Origin of the sequence: Actinocorallia longicatena (assembly GCF_039534125.1) — a bacterium.
Lineage (GTDB): Bacteria > Actinomycetota > Actinomycetes > Streptosporangiales > Streptosporangiaceae > Actinocorallia > Actinocorallia longicatena.
The window spans coordinates 82,852-98,220 of the sequence record NZ_BAAAUV010000001.1 but is presented as its reverse complement, the minus strand read 5'-3'; the positions used below and the strand labels follow the sequence as shown (position 1 = coordinate 98,220).

Here is a 15,369-nt window from a genome sequence, read left to right as displayed (position 1 = left end):
CGGCCTCAGCCTGCGACGGAGGCCGCGGGGCCGAGATTGCCCGCGTCGTCGACCGCCTGGACGGCACGGGCGCCCTCGGGCAGGACCAGGGTCTGGGACGCCCCCGCGGCGGCCGTGGCGGGAAGGCTCACCGTGGCCGTCGCCGTGGTGACGAGGTAGGAGGTGACCCGTCCGGCCCTGGCGTCGTCGCCGGGCGCGGTGAAGGTGACGGAGGCGTCCTTGCGGGTGAGGCCGAGCAGCGGTCCCGGCGGGCGGGCGTCTGTGCCGTAGCGTCCGGTGCGCCACTCGTCGTGGTGGTAGGTCCACCATTCGCCGTTGGCCGAGGCCCTGCCCGCGGTCCTCCAGGCGAACAGGTGACCCTCGCGGGTGGTGGCGACCAGATCGGTCCTCCCGTCGCCGTCGAGGTCGGCGGCGGTCGGCGACCACAGCAGCCAGCCGCCGGTGAACAGCGGGAATCCGGCCGCCTGGCCGAAGGTTCCGAAGGCGTGCAGCGTCGAGGTGTCCCCGCCGTCGACGACCTCGGCCGAGCCGTCGCCGGTGACGTCCACCACGATCGGGCTGCCCAGGAAGCCGAGGCCGGTGCGCGTCTGGGGGAAGCCGAGCATCGGCAGTGACGTCGCCGCGTCGTAGCCGCGCTGGTAGTTGCCGACCGCGTTGCCGCTGCCGGGGAACAGCAGCGAGGCGATGAGGGAGGCCGCCCCCGATCCCGCCTCGGTGTAGCCGAGCCGGTTGAACGGGCCGAACCGGCCGAACGCGCCCGTGGTGGTGAAGGACAGCGGAGCGTCGAGCGGCAGCCCGCCCTGCAGGACCGAGGCGGGGGACAGCAGCGTCGCGGGGTTCTCCAGCGGCCCGAAGTTCTTGATGATCTTTCCGGCGCCGGAGATGAGATAGGTGGGGGAGAACGAGGGGCCGGTGGCGACCTCGTCCTTGCCGTCCCCGTCGACGTCGGCGACGGCGGGCTGGTTGACGCCCTCGGTGACGAACTCCTGGGCGCTGCCATAGAACGTCATCGTGGAGGCCATGCGCACCGGCCAGCCCGGGAAGGGACGGCCGTCGGCCCGGTAGGCGAAGGCGTAGTTCGCGCCGTAGAACTGCTCGCCGGCGCCCTTGCTGTCGAAGCGCTGCGACCGGACGACGATCTCGGGCCTGCCGTCGCCGTCCAAATCGGCGATCGCGGCGGTACCGGGCAGCTTGTGGTCGTCGATCCGGATGGAGCCGGACGGCGGGGCCTGGTCGAGGGTCACCTCGACCGGCCAGCCGGGCACATCGGAGCCGTCGGTGCGCCAGGCGTGGATCCGGCCGTCCCAGCCGGTCTGGACGATCTCCAGCCGCCGGTCGCCGTCCAGGTCGGTGAGGACGGGGGAGGAGGTCGATCCCCGGGCGGGCAGCCGGGTGTACTTCAGCGCGGGTCGCGGGATCGGCGGTGCGGTGACCCCGGTGTCGAGGGCCCTGGGCCAGCCGGGCAGCAGCCCGCCCCGGGCGTCGAAGACGTAGGTCCGGCCCGTGCTGCTGGTGACGACGACCTTGAGGGTGCCGTCGTGGAACAGGTCGCCGACGGCCACCGGCGCGACGACCGGTTCGTGGCCGGGAGCGATCCCGGGGTAGGAGCGCTCGGGTTCGGTCGCCCGGGTGGTGGCGGGCCAGCCGGGCAGTTCCTCACCCGTCGTCCCGTCGAGGGCGTGGATCCGGCCGTCGCCGTCGGCGTAGACGATGTCCTGGCGCCCGTCCCCCTGGAGGTCGGCGACCGCGGGCTGGCTCTCGTTGCCGATCCCGAGCTTCTTCGGGAAGCCGGGGCGCAGCGCGGGATCGTGGTGGACGGCGATCGTGCGGCGCTCCTCGCCCATGCGGCCCTCGGCGTCCCAGACGCGCAGCCGCAGCGTGACGGTGTACCGCTCGCTGCCCGACAGGGCCTTGTCGGAGGACAGCCGGTAGGCCTGGTCCCACACCGACGCGGGGACGCGGTCCAGGTCGAGCCTGCCGACCTCGCCGTCGAAGGGCCGCTCACCGGTGCCCGAACCGGCCGAGGCGAAGTCCTTCTCGCCCGGTTCGATGCCGGGCGCCCACTGGAGGTCGTAGCGGTAGCTCTTCGACCGGGGCGCCTCCAGATGACCGGTGATCCTCACCTCGTCCGTGTCCTCAGGGTCGTAGAGGGAGTACCAGTCGGGGGCGGTGATCGTGGCGACCGGGGGGACGGCGCCGTCCTTGACGGCCTGGAGCGCCTTGGCGACGTTCGGCCGCCCGTAGCCGTACTGACGGTCCCAGCCGGGCCTGCCGGGCCACGGCAGCGACGGGTCGTCGATGTCGGAGGAGGTGGCGCGCACGACCTGGATCGCCTCGGCGTTGGTCAGCGGACGTCCCAGCTCGATCCCGTAGGACAGCACCAGCCCGAACACCCCGCCGGTCGTCGGCGTCGACTCCGAGGTCGAGCCGCCCTGGGTCGAGACCGAGAACATCGCCTTGGAGCCGAACGAGGTCTGGCCGGACCGGGCGCGGTAGGTCGTGGTCAGCGAGTTGGCGAGCTGCTCGGGCACGCCGACGGTGTTGGCGACGATCCCGTTGCCGGGGATGACGTGCGGCCAGTACATGCCGCCCTGGTGGTCGGTGGAGTCGAAGTCGTTGCTGGCCTCGATCATGATGACGCCGTCGCGCCAGAGCTTCTCGACCGTCTGGCGCATGTAGGAGGAGTAGCCGAGGTCGGCCGTCGTGCTGACGATGATCTTCGCGCCCATGTGGGCGGCGTACAGCCAGGCCTGCGCGAGGTCGTCGGTGCGGTCGAGGGCCTCCTGGCCCGCCCGGATCGGCAGGATCCGGCACCTGGGGCAGATCCCCGCCTCGCCGATGCCGTTGTCGGTCTGGGCGGCGAGGGTCTTCATCTGGCCGTTGGCGTGGCCGTAGGTGGAGTCGTAGGTCGCGGGGTCGTTCTGGCGCTCGTAGAAGTCCCAGCCGGAGACGTCGTCGGTGAAGCCGTTGCCGTCGGAGTCCTTGCCGTCGGAGAAGGCGGCGATCAGGTCCTCGGGGTCGATCCGGTCGTTGCCGTTGGCGTCCTCGACGCGTGGGTCGGCGGCGTAGTCCGCCGCCGTGACGGCGCCGTCGCCGTCCTTGTCGTAGGCGTCCGACCCCTGCGGCTTCGGGAGCTCGCCGGTGTTGAGGAAGACCTTGTCGGCGAGCTCGGCCGTGTCGCCGTTGTGCCAGTTGACACCGCCCTCGACATAGGCGATCACGACGTCGGGGGAGCCGGTCGTGTAGTCGCGCCAGGCGGTGTCGACCGACATGCCCGAGGCGTTCTCGGGGTCCTTGGCCCCCGGGGTGCAGCGCGGCATGAAGGAGTAGAGGTTGTGCTGCTCGTCGCCCGCGACCTTGGTGCACGCGCCCGGCTTCTCGGCCCCCGCGTAGCCGGGATCGTCCGGTGGGCCCTCGGGGAAGCCGGGACCTGCGGACGCCGATCCCGTGAGGAGCAGTAGTGCCGCCAAAGCCATGCCCGTGATGCGCATCGGGTCTCCAGTCCAGTCCGCCGTCCCGCTGTACGTGAGGATCGCTCGGATTCATCCGCGGTGATACGGGGCGCGGTGACAGAAGCGGACCGTTCCGCACTCAGCCGGTGCGCGTCATAGGGTGGGCGGATGACAGGGACACTGGACTGGGCGCCCGCAGGGCGGCGGCTGGAACTGCTGGCCGCACCGGTCGCCGCCGCCGTCGGCGGGATCGAGGGGGCGCGGGTCGCGCCGATCGATCCCGAGCTGGCCGACACCGCCGCCTTCTGCGCGCACTACGGCGTCGGCCTCGACGTCAGCGTGAACTGCGTGGTGGTCGCCGGACGCCGCGACGGCGCCGTCCGCTACGCCGCCTGCATGGTCCCGGCGACGGGCCGTGCCGACGTCAACGGGGTGATCCGCAGGCATCTCGACGTCAGGAAGGTCTCCTTCGCCCCCATGGACGAGGCGACCTCCCTCACCGGCATGGAGTACGGCGGGATCACCCCGGTCGGCCTGCCTGCGGACTGGCCCGTCCTGGTCGACGCCTCGGTTCTGGACCTGCCCGAGATCGTCATCGGCAGCGGGCTGCGCCGCTCGAAGCTGCTGGTCCCCGGCAAGGCCCTGGCAGGCCTCCCGTCGGCGACGGTCCTGGAGCTGCTTCGCCCGGCCTGACCCACCGCGCTGACCTCGGCCTCCGCGCGAGCCTGTTTAGGCTGCTGTGCCCGGGAACGCGAATTCCATGACGACACCGAACAAGAAGCCCGCCCCCGATACCGTCGCCGCCGGCCGTCCCGGGAGACACGCGGGGGACGCGGCGGTCGCGCCGCCGCCGCAGGGCCCCGGCAAGCCGGAGGAGCCCGCCACGGTCAAGGACCGCTTCGACACCGCCCGGCAGACCGCGGCGGACAAGGCGCAGACGCTCCGGGCCAAGGGCGCGGAGACCGTGGCCAAGGCGCGCCAGGCCGCCGCCGACCCGGCCAACCAGCCCAAGGTCAAGGGCGGCGCCGCCGCCGGAGCGGGCACCGCCGCGCTGACGGCCGTGGTCTGGGCGATCCGCCGCCGCACCGCCCAGCCGTCCACCCAGTGGGAGAAGACCCTCGCCAGTGTCGCCGATGCCCTGGACGAAGCGGGCAAGCGGGCGGAGCAGGTCGCCCAGCATCCGGCGACCGAGCAGACCGTCGAGAAGGCCAGGCAGGCCGCGGCGACGATCGCCGCGCACCCGCTGACCCAGAAGGCGATCGACAAGGCCAAAGAGGCCGCCGCCGCCCCCGAGGCCAAGCCCAGGGCGCAGGGCGCCGCCGCCGCGCTCGGCACCGTCGTGACCCTCGTGGTCCTGAAGCGCGCCGCCCGCCGCACCCCCTCGGCTCGCTGAACCCGTCCGCGCCGGCCACCGGATTCCCGGGGCCGGCGCGCTTTCACGTCACGATTCGGGGCTACTCGCTAGTCATGCGGCGAAAGTTCTCCCTGTGGCGTTAGGTGGAAATGTGAGGAATTTGGCGTGGTCTGGAGAGTCCGAAGTCAGCTTCGACGCGTTGAAGGAGCTCTTCGCGAGAATGCGCGCCCGTGAGGAGGAGGGCGAGGCGTACGCACCGCACCGAGAGGACGGGGCCCTGGACGACCTGGCGTCCCTGTCCGAGAAGCACGACCCGCTGACCGCCGCGAGGATCGCCTTCGGCTGACGGCGGGGCCGCCGCCGGCGCACCACGGGACATCTGCCTCATGACGGGGGGTCGGACGTCCCTCCAGCATGACGGAATGATGCGAATCCTGGTGGGCGCCGCGGCGGCGCTCGTGCTGATGACAGGCTGCTCCGCCGAGAGGGTCCCGCCCCGCGACGCGGCCGAGATCGCCGAGGAGGTCATCGGCGATCCGCTTCCCACGGTGGACCCCTACACCTTCAACGGCCCGCGTGAGCTGGCCGGATGGCCCCGCGACCGCAAGCTGGAGAAGCCTGCCGACTTCACCCGGCTGGCCTCGGGCCTGCCCCGGAAGGTCCGCGACCGGCTGACGGGCGTCAAGGCCGGGTACTACGCCAAGCCCGGCAGCACCCGGCTCATCGACCGCTTCTTCTACGTGAGCGCCAGGCTGCGCACCCGTGAGAAGCCCGCCGAGGTCGTCCGCGAGATCGACGGCATCATCGACGGCTACGGGCGCCGGACCGTCAGCACCTCCTCCGTCTCCTTCGACGATCCCGCGATCCGCGGCGTCCACATCGACTTCGGCCTGGCGGCCTTCGGCAATCCCTTCGAGGTCGGCGGCCCGGTCCCCACCACCTACGGTTCCCTCGTCTGGACCGACGGCCGCACCCTCCACCTCCTCACCGCCTACCCCGGAGACGTCTCCGTCCTCCTCGAACTCGCCGGGAAGATCAAGAAGCAGCGCTCCTGACGCGTGCCCGCGGAGCGCCGGCGCGGGAGACCAGCGCGGCGAGGACCCCCGGGACGGCCCCGGCCAGCGACAGGAGCGCGCAGACGGCGAAGGCGGGGCCCGCGCCCCGGGCGAAGGAGGCGGGGGAGGAGTAGCCGCCGGTCGCGGTGAAGACGGGGACGGTGACCGCCACCCCGAAGGCGCCGCCGAGCTGGCGTAGGGTGTTGAACACGCCCGAGGCCCGGCCGATCTGGGGCGGCGGCACCGCGTTGATGACCGAGGCCTGCGCGGCGGGCATCGCCATGCTGACGCCGCATCCCGCGACGATCATCGGCGGGACCAGCCACAGGAGGCCGGTCCCGGGAGCGGCGACGGCCGCGAGCCACAGCAGCCCGGCGGCCTGGAGGGAGAGGCCGGTGACGGTGAGCCTCCGGGCGCCGATCCGGTTGACCAGCCGCCCGGCCAGCGGGGCGGCCACGGTCACCGTCGCCGTCCAGGGGAGCATCCGCAGGCCCGCGGAGAGCGGCCCGTGCCCCTGGGCGGTCTGCAGGAACTGCGCCACGTAGAAGAGCGCCCCGTACAGCGCGGCGTACAGGAAGAACCCGGACACGTTGCCCTCGGCGAAAGGACGCGACCCGAACAGCCCCATCGGCACCATCGGAGACGGCGCCCGCCGCTCCCATCGGACGAAGAGGAGGAGCCCCGCGGCGCCGAGGACCAGCGCGAGGGGCACCTCGATTCCGCCCCAGCCCGCCTCGGGCGCCCTGACCAGGCCCCACACCAGACCGAACGCGCCGCAGGTCGCCAGGGCCACCCCGGGCAGGTCGAGCGCGCCGCCGGGGCCGCGGCTCTCGGGCACCCACCGCAGGACCGCGGGGACGAGGAACAGGCCGACCGGCACGTTCAACCAGAAGATCCACTCCCAGGCCAGGCCCTGCGTGATCGCCCCGCCGAGGGGAGGCCCGGCGGTCACGGCCAGCCCGGTCAGCCCGGCGAACAGCCCCAGGGCCGCGGCCCTCCGCTCCGGTGGGAAGGCCGCGCTGAGCAGCGCCATCGCGAGCGGCATCACCAGCGCGGCACCGCACCCCTGGACGGCCCGCACGGCGACCAGCCACCCGGCGTCCGGGGCCAGCGCGCATGCCGCCGACGCCACGGTGAACAGGCCGATCCCGGCGGCGAACATCCGGCGGCGGCCGAACCGGTCACCGAGCGCCGCACCCGTCATGAGCAGGACGGCGAAGCTCAGAGCGTAGGCGTTGACGATCCATTCCAGCTGGGAGACCGAGGCGCCGAGATCGAGGCGGATCCGGGCCAGGGAGGTCGTGACGGCCGTCGCGTCGAGGGCCACCATGAAGGAGCCGGCGGCGGCCAGGCCCAGGATCCGGCCCGATCCGCGGTCCGTCGTGTGTGAGTTCATGTGAGGACAGACCCCGGAGGCCGCCCGGATCGGTCGGCCCGGAACCGATGAATCCACCGGGTCCGGCCGGTCCGTACAGGAAGCAGACCCTTTTGGAGGAAAGAATGACCATGGTGGAGCAGTCCGACTTCACCCGCCTGACCGGCGGCTACCGGGGCGAGCTCCTCGCCTACTGCTACCGGATGACGGGTTCCGCGCACGACGCCGAGGACCTCGTCCAGGAGGTGTACCTGCGCGCCTGGCGCTCCTACGGCTCCTTCGAAGGCCGTTCGTCGCTGCGCACGTGGCTGTACCGCATCGCGACCAACGCCTGCCTGAACGCGCTCGGGCACAGCAGCCGCCGCGTCCTGCCGTCCGGCCTGTCCGGGCCGCTCGGCGATCCGGACAGGCTGCCGCCCCGCGCCCATGACCTGCCCTGGCTCGAGCCGTTCCCCGACGCCGCGCTCACGGACGCGGACCCCGCGGTGATCGTCGCGGCCCGCTCCGACCTGCGGCTGGCCCTGGTCGCGGCGCTCCAGAACCTGCCCGTCCGGCAGCGCGCGATCCTGATCCTGCGCGATGTGCTGTCCTGGTCGGCGGCCGAGGTCGCGACGTTCCTCGACACCACGCCCGTGGCGGTCAACAGCGGCCTGCAACGCGCCCGGGTCCGGCTCGAACGCCTCTCCGCCGCCCCCGGCGACCTGGCGGAGCCGTCGGATCCACGCGGCCGCGACCTGCTCGACCGGTTCGTCTCGGCCTTCGAGGCCGCCGATCTGACCGCGCTGGCGGCGCTGCTGACCGAGGACGTGACCTGGGAGATGCCGCCGAACCCCGCCTGGTTCGCCGGCCGTGACGCCGTCCTCCGCCTGGTCGCGTCCCGCTGGCCGGGCGTCCCCGGCGGCGCGCGGCTGCTTCCGACGACGGCCAACTCCCAGCCGGCCGCGGGGATGTACGTGCTCGACGGCGGGGGCGCCTACCGCCCCCACTCCCTGAAGGTCCTCACCGTGACGCCCGCGGGGATCCGGTGTGTGCACGCCTTCCACTCCCCGGAACTCTTCCCGGCCTTCGGGCTCCCGGACGTGCTGCGCCCCTGACGCCGCGGATCAGTGGCGGCGGCGGGCGAAACGGTCGCGGAGACCGCGGATGCGCTGCTGGGTGCGGGGGTCGCGGGCGAGCTGCTCGGCGCGGGTGCGCGCCTGGCGGCCCTGGGGGCTGTTGATGAACCGTCGGATGCGGGCGATGAGCGAGGCCATGTTCGGTCCCTCTGCTAGGGGTGTACGGCGGGTGAAGGCCGTCTACCCCTCCAACGCGGTCCCATGCCCGGTCGTTCCGGCGTCGAGGAAGGCGGGCGCGGCCGCCTCGGCCTCGCCGAGCCGCGAGCAGGGGCCGGTGGCGTCGAGCATCTTGAGCACGAGGTGCTGGCCGTTCGCCGCGAGGAGGTCCTCCCCGGGGATTCCTGGTGATGTCAAGCATCGGTCAGGAGCGGGTAAAGTCCCTGCGCTGAGTGCTGACACCGCGAACGGGGACCGTGTGAACGACGTCGGACGGGGCCGGAGCCTGCCGGTCGCGCGCCTGGTCGGCGTGCTGGCGGTGGTGATCGCCGCCGCGCTGGTCCTGGTCCTCCTCCAGCGGGACGGAGACGAGGGCGGAGCCGAGGTGGCCGCCGTGCCGTCCGCCTCGGCGCCCGAGCCGGCGGCAGGGAAGCCCGTGCCGGACGCGACGGAACCCACCGTCCGGCCCTATGCCACCGGCCTTTCCGGGCGGGTCCACCGGCCCGGCCCCCGTCCCACGGACAAGGCGACCGTGGAACCCGGCTACGACGGCTGCGACCACGGCTACGGGGCGCCCGGGCAGTGCGTGCCCTGGGACTTCCCCTCCTCGGTCAGGGGCGCGGCGGCCAAGTGCGCCTGGCTGGAGGGCGCCGGATTCGAGCCCGGCCTGTCCGTCCGCGGCGCGGACCGCCACCGCCTCGACCCCGACCGCGACGGCCTCGCCTGCGAGAGCTGAGCCCGCCCCCGCCGACGTCCTCGTGCCCTCGAACCCCTCCAGGAGCAGTTCCCCCATGAGATACCGCGCCCGCCGCACCCCCTCGGTCCTCGCCGCCGCGACCCTGGTGGCGGCCGCCCTCGTCCCGGCCGCTCCGGCCGCCGCCGTCACCAACCTGGTGCGGGTGCCGGGGTTCGAGACCCTGTCGAAGGGGTTCCCCCAGTGCTGGACCCGGTTCACGACCGGCAAGGGCAAGGGGAAGGTGAGCGTCTCCAGGAAGCGCCACGGCGGCAAGCGCGCCCTCCAGGTGAAGGTCGTCAAGAAGGTCAAGGGGACGCGCGGCTTCACCCAGGCGGCCTCCTGCGCTCCGAAGACCGCGGCAGGGGCCCGGTACGACATCTCCTTCTACTACCGGTCCACCGCGGCCGGCCGGGTGGTCCTGTGGCGCAAGTCCGGCGGCGGCGACTGGCGGCGCTGGTACACCCTCGGCACGCTGAAGAAGAGCAAGGGCTTCCGCAAGGCCAAGGGCAGGACCGCGGCCGTCCCGCCCGGCACCACCCGGCTGCGCTACTCCATCGAGGCGACCGGCCGGGGCACCCTGATCGTGGACGACAACACCGTCACCCGCGTCCCCCCGGCCCCGCGGCCGACCTCGAAACCGACCCCGAAGCCGACTCCGCCGCCGGTCCCGCGGTCGGTCTGCCAGACCGGCAAGGGCGCGCTGTGCGCCACCGGCTCCTGGACGGTCCAGCAGGCCTCCGACGAGGTCAGGGCCATGCACGCCGTCGTGCTTCCCGGCAGCGGCAAGGTCCTGCTGATCGCGGGCAGCGGCAACAGCGACCGGAACTTCAAGGCCGGAAAGTTCACCTCCCAGATCTACGACCCGAAGACCGGCGCCTTCAAGGTGATCAACACCCCGTCGGACATGTTCTGCGCGGGCCACGCCCACCTCCCCGACGGCCGGATCCTGATCATGGGCGGCACCGGCAACTACGCCAGGGGCGACGGCAAGAGCGCCTACGCGGGCCTGAAGTCGTCCTATGTCTTCGACCCGGCCACCGAGAAGTACACCCCGGCGGGGGACATGGTCACCGGCCACTGGTACCCGTCGGCCACGGCCATGGGCAACGGGGACATCCTCAGCTTCGGCGGCTACCGCGAGTTCATGGACCACACCGAGAACTCCCGCCAGACCGAGCAGTTCTCCTGGGCGCTGCGGAAGTGGCTCGGCCCGGAGGCGACCAAGCAGTACGTGGACTGGGGCACCTACCCCGGCATGATCCTCATGCAGGACGGCCGCCTGTTCTACACCGGCAGCTACGTCTTCAGCTATCCCAAGTTCCGCCCGAAGGACTCCGGGTTCGCCACCGCCGCGATCTACGACCACCGCGACGGCACGATCACCGAGGTCCCCGGCCTGCGCAGGCCGAAGCAGCGCGACCAGGCCATGAGCGTCCTGCTGCCCCCGGCTCAGGACCAGCGGGTCCTGACGATGGGCGGCGGCGACGTCAACAAGCGCAGCAACACCCCCTCGGGCAGCGGCGACGAGCCCCACGCCCACGACAACGTCGACGTCATCGACCTCAAGGCCGCCGACCCCCAGTACCGCCCCGGCGTGGAGAACCTGCCCGCGGGCAAGATCTACCCCTCGGCCGTCCTGCTGCCCGACGGCAAGGTCTTCGAGACCGGAGGCTCGGAGTACACCCGCCGCGACGACGTGCACGAGGCGAGCATCCTCGACCCGGAGACGGGCCGTTTCCAGCGGAACATCCCCGCGGACCCGGTCGGCCGCGGCTACCACAACACCGCGATGCTCCTCCCGGACGGCCGGGTGCTGGCCGCGGGAGGCAACCCCGCGAGCAACACCTTCGACACGAGCATCTCGATCTACTCGCCGTCCTACCTCTACAAGACCAACAGGCCGGTGATCACTTCGGCGCCGGCGTCCTGGGGCTACGGCCAGACCCGGGAGATCCGCACGAGCGGGCCGATCGCCCGCGCCACCCTGATCCGCCCCGCGGCCGTCACCCACTCCTCGGACCCGAACCAGCGGTACGTCGATCTGAAGATCACGAACAACGGTACGGCGCCGAGGCTCGGCCTCGATCCCAACCGCAACCTGACCCCGCCCGGCTGGTACATGCTCTTCGTCGTCAACGCCGACGGCGTCCCGTCCGTCGCCAAGTGGGTCAAGGTCGGCTGACCGCGGGTTTTCGGGCCTGCCGGGCGGTCCCCGGCGATGGCAGTGTGGGGGGATGGAAGCCTCCGGACCCCCGGCCTCCGGTACCGCCGTCCGGTTCGAGCGCTGGGCGGAGCACTACGACGCCAGCCAGCTCCAGCGGGTGCTGTACGAGCCGGTGCACCGGGAGGTCGCGGCCGGGATCGACGGCCGGGGGCGCCTCCTGGACATCGGATGCGGCACCGGGCGGCTGCTGCGGTATCTCGCCGGGCGGCGTCAGGGCCTCGACCTGGTCGGGCTCGACGCCTCGACGGCGATGGCGGCGCGCGCCCGGACGGCGGCGGGAACGGCGCGGGTGGTCGTCGGGCGCGCGGAACGGCTGCCGTTCGCCGCGGAGGTCTTCGACGTGGTGCTGGTCACGCTGTCGCTGTCGCACTGGGACGACCCGGGGGCGGGGCTCGCGGAGATCGGCAGGGTCTGCCGGCCGGGCGCGCTCATCATGATCGCCGACGTCATGTGCCCGGGAGAGCTCGGCCGGGCCATGCGCGCCCGGGGGCTGACCGTGACGTCGGTCCGGCGGGTGCCGTCCGTCGCGGGCATCGTGGAGGTCGGCCTGCTCGTGGCGGGCAAGCCCCGGGGGCCGTGACCGGCTGAGGCGCGGCCATGGCCCCGGGGAATGAGGGGCCTCAGCCCGGCGCGGGACGGCTGTCCTCGGGGGACAGGTCCTCATGGGTCCCGGGCTTACCGGGCTTACTGTCGGGCTCCCGTTCGGACCTGGGGCGGGGCAGGCGCGGCCGCAGCCGGCGGAACGGCCCGTGACCGTCCTGGTGATCGGCGAGGGCCGTGATGAGCGGCTGGAGGAGCCGGGCGGCGAGCGGGCCGAACGCGGCGAGGATGAGGACATATCCCGCCGCCAGCGGGCCCAGGTCGGGATGGGCCCCCGCGGTGACGGCGAGACCGGCGATGACGATGTTGAACTCACCCCGCGGGACCAGCGCGATGCCCGCGCGGGCCCGGCCCGAGCGGCCGATCCCGGCCCTGCGGGCGGCGTAGTAGCCGGTCCCGAGCTTGGTCGCGATGCCGATCACCGCGAGCAGTACCGCCAGCCCCGCGACCGGCAGGATCTTGGCGGGGTCGGTGCTGAGGCCGAAGAACACGAAGAACACGGCCGCGAACAGGTCGCGGAGCGGGCTGAGCAGCTCCTGCGCCTCGTGGGCCAGCTCACCGGAGAGCGCGATGCCGACCAGGAACGCGCCGACGGCCGCGGACACCTGGAGCTGCTGGGCGATCCCGGCGACCAGCATGGCCAGGCCGACGATCTTGAGCAGCAGGACCTCGGAGTTCGGGCTGGACACGAACGCCTCGATGTAGCGGCCGAACTTCAGCGCCGCCACGAGGACCACGGTGACGGTCGCCAGGGCGATCGCGACCGTCCCGGCTCCGGCGGCGAAGCTGACTCCGGCCAGCAGCGCCGTGAGGACCGGCAGGTAGATCGCCATGGTGAGGTCCTCGAACACCAGCAGGGACAGCACGACCGGCGTCTCGCGGTTGCCGATCCAGCCGAGATCGGAGAGGACCTTCGCGGTGATGCCCGACGACGTCGCGTAGGTGACGCCCGCCATCGCCACCGCGGCGACCGGGCCCCAGCCGAGCAGGAGCGCGACGATCGCGCCCGGCGCCGCGTTGAGGACGAAGTCCACGATTCCCGCGCGGGCGTTGCCCTTCAGGCTCGTGACGAGCTCACTGGCGTTGTACTCCAGGCCCAGGGTGAGCAGGAGCAGGATGACGCCGATCTCGGCGCCGATCTGGATGAAGTCCGCGCTGGTGGCGAGCGGTACGAGACCGCCCTGGCCGAACGCCAGCCCGGCGATGAGGTAGAGGGGAATGGGGGAGATGCCCGCGCGGAGGGCGAAGGCGCCGAGCACCCCGAGACCGAGGAGGACGGCGCCCAGCTCCAGGAACAGAACCGCTGTGTGATGCACTCGCTCCCCTTAACCGCTCGTCAGGATCTGGCTGGCGGCCTCGGTGCTCTCCGGGCTGCCCACGACGACGACCACGTCGGCCTCGGCCAGCACGAAGTCCGGGCCGGGGCTCGCGTTGACCTGCCCGGCGCGGACGATCGCGACGATCGACGCCCCGGTACGGGTACGGACCTGCGCGTCGCCCATCTGACGGGCGTCCCAGCGGGCCGTGACGGGTACCTGAAGGCTGACCAGGCCCTCGACCTCGCGGTGCAGGGCGTTCAGCCGCTGCACGATGCGCGGCGCCCCGAGCAGCTCGACGAGGGCGTCGGCCTCCTCGTCGTTCAGCTTGACCGTCTCGCACGCCTGGTCCGGGTCGTTTTTGTCATAGATCACCAGATCGCGCCGGCCGGACCGGTGCGACACGACGCCGATCCGCCGTCCCGACTGGGTGGTGAACTCGTGACGCAGCCCGATCCCGGGCAGCGCCGTCTGCTCCACGTCCATCTCTTTCCCCTCACCGTCGAAGTATCCGCAGGACGGTCATGCGCCCCGGGGGTGGCGATTGTTTCCCACCGGGATGCGTCACACCAAGTCGCGGGCTGGTCATCCCGTCCGTCGACGAGGCCGCACGGCCGTTCGTCCGAGACGGGGGCCCGCCTGGTCGGGCGGCTCACCGCGTTCACAGAGGACCGGAATCCGCGGGATGCGAAGGGCCCGTGCACCTCTGGTGCGCTCATGGCGCGGCGCGATCGGCACGGGGCCGGCGGGGCGGGAGGTGAGGGTCATGGCGGTGGCTTTCGGGCTCGTCTGACGAGGACCTGCCGACCAGACTTCCCGGCTCACCTAGGAGGTGATCGTATCGGACGGGCCACGAGGGGCCAACGCTCACCGGTTCTTCGAGGGCGTCCCCGGCTCGTGGTGGAGATCGTCGGTGGCGGGGCGCGGCCCGGGGACGAGGGAGGCGGGGGGCTGCCGGTGGGTGAAGCGGCGCTTGAGTTCGACCAGGTCACGGCGCCTGTCCTCCCAGTCACGGGTGGAGCGCAGGGAGGCGAAGTCGCGGAGCATGGCGGCCTCGGGCCTGCGGCCGTCGCCCTCGGGGAGGTATCCGTGCCTGGCCATCGGCTTGGCCAGGACGTGCTCGATGAAGCCGAGGGCGGCCCCGTCCAGGCGTCCGCGCCACTGGTGCATGGCTTCCGGGTCGGGGGCGCGGGTGGCCTTCTCGTAGATCTGGCCCGTCGGCAGGCCGGGGCCCTCGGGATAGTCGAGCATCTTGCCGATGTGGGCGGTGTCGAGGTCGAGGAAGCGGCAGACGCGGTCGAGGGTGTCATCCGGCTTCGTGACGAGATCCTCGTAATGGATCGTCATGAAGCGGCCGGGTTCCAGCTTCCTGGCCGCGGCCTCGCCGGCCAGCACCGAACGCTCCCAGACCTCCGCCGCCGAGTAGATGTCGCCGAAGTTCTCCCAGATGCGGCCCATGGACAGGGCGCAGGCGCGGGGATCACGGATGACGTTGACGAACCGGGCGTCGGGGAAGAACCCGAGGACGGCGTTCATGTTCTTCACGTAGTGCGGGCGCTTGTCACCCCACCGCTCCTTGCCGTTGCGCTCGGCGTGCCGGGAGAAGGCGGCGGCCATGAGCGAGCCGAGGGTCGGCGGCGCCTCCGCGAAGAGCTCGATCAGCTCACCGGCCGGAATCCCCAGCCGTTCGGACCTGCTGCTGGGCGTCTCGATGATCCACCGGGCGACGTCGCGGCGGCGCTCGGGATCCCGCAGATCACCGAAGGAGTCCCTGCGGCGCCAGGCGGGCACCACGAACCGGGTCTCGTGCGGGACGGCCAGCGACGGATGGCTGTTGAGCATCGTCCTCAGCAGAGTCGTCCCCGAACGGGGGCAACCCCCCACCAGAACGGGTCCCGCCGTGCCTGCTCGCGAAGCTCGCCTCAGTGCCATCCCGGAAATCTAGGGAAACAATCAGAAACAATGCAACCATCTGCGTTGATAAAG

The 15,369-nt window shown here is 72.4% G+C and carries 15 protein-coding genes; 8 read left to right on the top strand and 7 right to left on the bottom strand.

The genetic code is table 11. The features are described from left to right. Nucleotides 1-5 precede the first annotated feature (5 nt). A complete protein-coding gene (locus tag ABD785_RS00490) occupies nucleotides 6-3,491 on the bottom strand; it encodes a S8 family serine peptidase (RefSeq protein ID WP_344821089.1) in 3,486 nt (1,161 codons plus the stop codon). 129 nt (nucleotides 3,492-3,620) lie between these two features. Here ABD785_RS00490 and ABD785_RS00485 point away from each other — a divergent pair, with 129 nt between their 5' ends. The 4 genes from ABD785_RS00485 to ABD785_RS00470 all read left to right on the top strand — a co-directional run bounded on the left by ABD785_RS00485 (nucleotide 3,621) and on the right by ABD785_RS00470 (nucleotide 5,861). Beyond that, the gene (locus ABD785_RS00485) at nucleotides 3,621-4,145 is read left to right on the top strand and encodes a YbaK/EbsC family protein (RefSeq protein WP_344821088.1); all 525 of its coding nucleotides are present in this window, start codon (nucleotides 3,621-3,623) and stop codon (nucleotides 4,143-4,145) included. A 67-nt stretch (nucleotides 4,146-4,212) separates the two neighbouring features. Next, nucleotides 4,213-4,845, top strand: coding sequence for a hypothetical protein (locus ABD785_RS00480; protein ID WP_344821087.1), 633 nt, complete (start codon nucleotides 4,213-4,215; stop codon nucleotides 4,843-4,845). Between the two features lie 181 nt (nucleotides 4,846-5,026). Continuing rightward, nucleotides 5,027-5,152, top strand: coding sequence for a hypothetical protein (locus ABD785_RS00475; protein WP_344821086.1), 126 nt, complete (start codon nucleotides 5,027-5,029; stop codon nucleotides 5,150-5,152). Between the two features lie 76 nt (nucleotides 5,153-5,228). Next, a complete protein-coding gene (locus ABD785_RS00470; RefSeq protein WP_344821085.1) occupies nucleotides 5,229-5,861 on the top strand; it encodes a hypothetical protein in 633 nt (210 codons plus the stop codon). Here ABD785_RS00470 and ABD785_RS00465 read toward each other — a convergent pair. Further along, the gene (locus ABD785_RS00465; RefSeq protein ID WP_344821084.1) at nucleotides 5,842-7,257 is read right to left on the bottom strand and encodes an MFS transporter; all 1,416 of its coding nucleotides are present in this window, start codon (nucleotides 7,255-7,257) and stop codon (nucleotides 5,842-5,844) included. The genes ABD785_RS00470 and ABD785_RS00465 overlap by 20 nt on opposite strands. Nucleotides 7,258-7,304: 47 nt before the next feature. On the opposite strand from ABD785_RS00465, the gene ABD785_RS00460 reads away from it, so the two are divergent. After that, nucleotides 7,305-8,330 carry a sigma-70 family RNA polymerase sigma factor gene (locus ABD785_RS00460; RefSeq protein ID WP_344821083.1) on the top strand — a complete coding sequence of 342 codons (1,026 nt, stop codon included), beginning with the start codon at nucleotides 7,305-7,307 and terminating at the stop codon, nucleotides 8,328-8,330. A 9-nt stretch (nucleotides 8,331-8,339) separates the two neighbouring features. Here the strand turns inward: ABD785_RS00460 and ABD785_RS00455 are convergent, their stop codons facing one another. Both ABD785_RS00455 and ABD785_RS00450 read right to left on the bottom strand, forming a co-directional pair. Continuing rightward, nucleotides 8,340-8,489 carry a hypothetical protein gene (locus tag ABD785_RS00455; protein ID WP_344821082.1) on the bottom strand — a complete coding sequence of 50 codons (150 nt, stop codon included), beginning with the start codon at nucleotides 8,487-8,489 and terminating at the stop codon, nucleotides 8,340-8,342. A 42-nt stretch (nucleotides 8,490-8,531) separates the two neighbouring features. After that, nucleotides 8,532-8,705 (bottom strand): hypothetical protein, encoded by a 174-nt coding sequence (locus ABD785_RS00450; protein WP_344821081.1) that lies wholly within the window; start codon nucleotides 8,703-8,705, stop codon nucleotides 8,532-8,534. A gap of 61 nt (nucleotides 8,706-8,766) precedes the next feature. Here ABD785_RS00450 and ABD785_RS00445 point away from each other — a divergent pair, with 61 nt between their 5' ends. The 3 genes from ABD785_RS00445 to ABD785_RS00435 are packed head-to-tail and all read left to right on the top strand — an operon-like array spanning nucleotide 8,767 to nucleotide 12,047. Continuing rightward, nucleotides 8,767-9,243: a hypothetical protein gene (locus ABD785_RS00445; RefSeq protein ID WP_344821080.1), complete on the top strand. Its 477-nt coding sequence runs from the start codon at nucleotides 8,767-8,769 to the stop codon at nucleotides 9,241-9,243. Nucleotides 9,244-9,298: 55 nt separating this feature from the next. After that, nucleotides 9,299-11,425 (top strand): galactose oxidase early set domain-containing protein, encoded by a 2,127-nt coding sequence (locus ABD785_RS00440; RefSeq protein WP_344821079.1) that lies wholly within the window; start codon nucleotides 9,299-9,301, stop codon nucleotides 11,423-11,425. A gap of 52 nt (nucleotides 11,426-11,477) precedes the next feature. After that, nucleotides 11,478-12,047, top strand: coding sequence for a class I SAM-dependent methyltransferase (locus ABD785_RS00435; RefSeq protein WP_344821078.1), 570 nt, complete (start codon nucleotides 11,478-11,480; stop codon nucleotides 12,045-12,047). 40 nt (nucleotides 12,048-12,087) lie between these two features. On the opposite strand, the gene ABD785_RS00430 is transcribed toward ABD785_RS00435, so the two are convergent. The 3 genes from ABD785_RS00430 to ABD785_RS00420 all read right to left on the bottom strand — a co-directional run bounded on the left by ABD785_RS00430 (nucleotide 12,088) and on the right by ABD785_RS00420 (nucleotide 15,315). Continuing rightward, a complete protein-coding gene (locus tag ABD785_RS00430; RefSeq protein ID WP_344821077.1) occupies nucleotides 12,088-13,383 on the bottom strand; it encodes a cation:proton antiporter in 1,296 nt (431 codons plus the stop codon). 9 nt (nucleotides 13,384-13,392) lie between these two features. Beyond that, nucleotides 13,393-13,869: a cation:proton antiporter regulatory subunit gene (locus ABD785_RS00425; RefSeq protein ID WP_344821076.1), complete on the bottom strand. Its 477-nt coding sequence runs from the start codon at nucleotides 13,867-13,869 to the stop codon at nucleotides 13,393-13,395. 381 nt (nucleotides 13,870-14,250) lie between these two features. After that, nucleotides 14,251-15,315 carry a sulfotransferase family protein gene (locus ABD785_RS00420; protein WP_344821075.1) on the bottom strand — a complete coding sequence of 355 codons (1,065 nt, stop codon included), beginning with the start codon at nucleotides 15,313-15,315 and terminating at the stop codon, nucleotides 14,251-14,253. Between the last annotated feature and the right edge of the window lie 54 nt (nucleotides 15,316-15,369).

Excerpts from the sequence above, each read along its gene's own strand:
- ABD785_RS00490 (WP_344821089.1), bottom strand. The coding sequence starts at position 3,491 with ATGCGCATCACGGGCATGGCTTTGGCGGCACTACTGCTCCTCACGGGA.
- ABD785_RS00485 (WP_344821088.1), top strand. The coding sequence starts at position 3,621 with ATGACAGGGACACTGGACTGGGCGCCCGCAGGGCGGCGGCTGGAACTG.
- ABD785_RS00480 (WP_344821087.1), top strand. The coding sequence starts at position 4,213 with ATGACGACACCGAACAAGAAGCCCGCCCCCGATACCGTCGCCGCCGGC.
- ABD785_RS00475 (WP_344821086.1), top strand. The coding sequence starts at position 5,027 with ATGCGCGCCCGTGAGGAGGAGGGCGAGGCGTACGCACCGCACCGAGAG.
- ABD785_RS00470 (WP_344821085.1), top strand. The coding sequence starts at position 5,229 with ATGATGCGAATCCTGGTGGGCGCCGCGGCGGCGCTCGTGCTGATGACA.
- ABD785_RS00465 (WP_344821084.1), bottom strand. The coding sequence starts at position 7,257 with ATGAACTCACACACGACGGACCGCGGATCGGGCCGGATCCTGGGCCTG.
- ABD785_RS00460 (WP_344821083.1), top strand. The coding sequence starts at position 7,305 with ATGAATCCACCGGGTCCGGCCGGTCCGTACAGGAAGCAGACCCTTTTG.
- ABD785_RS00455 (WP_344821082.1), bottom strand. The coding sequence starts at position 8,489 with ATGGCCTCGCTCATCGCCCGCATCCGACGGTTCATCAACAGCCCCCAG.
- ABD785_RS00440 (WP_344821079.1), top strand. The coding sequence starts at position 9,299 with ATGAGATACCGCGCCCGCCGCACCCCCTCGGTCCTCGCCGCCGCGACC.
- ABD785_RS00435 (WP_344821078.1), top strand. The coding sequence starts at position 11,478 with ATGGAAGCCTCCGGACCCCCGGCCTCCGGTACCGCCGTCCGGTTCGAG.
- ABD785_RS00425 (WP_344821076.1), bottom strand. The coding sequence starts at position 13,869 with ATGGACGTGGAGCAGACGGCGCTGCCCGGGATCGGGCTGCGTCACGAG.
- ABD785_RS00420 (WP_344821075.1), bottom strand. The coding sequence starts at position 15,315 with ATGGCACTGAGGCGAGCTTCGCGAGCAGGCACGGCGGGACCCGTTCTG.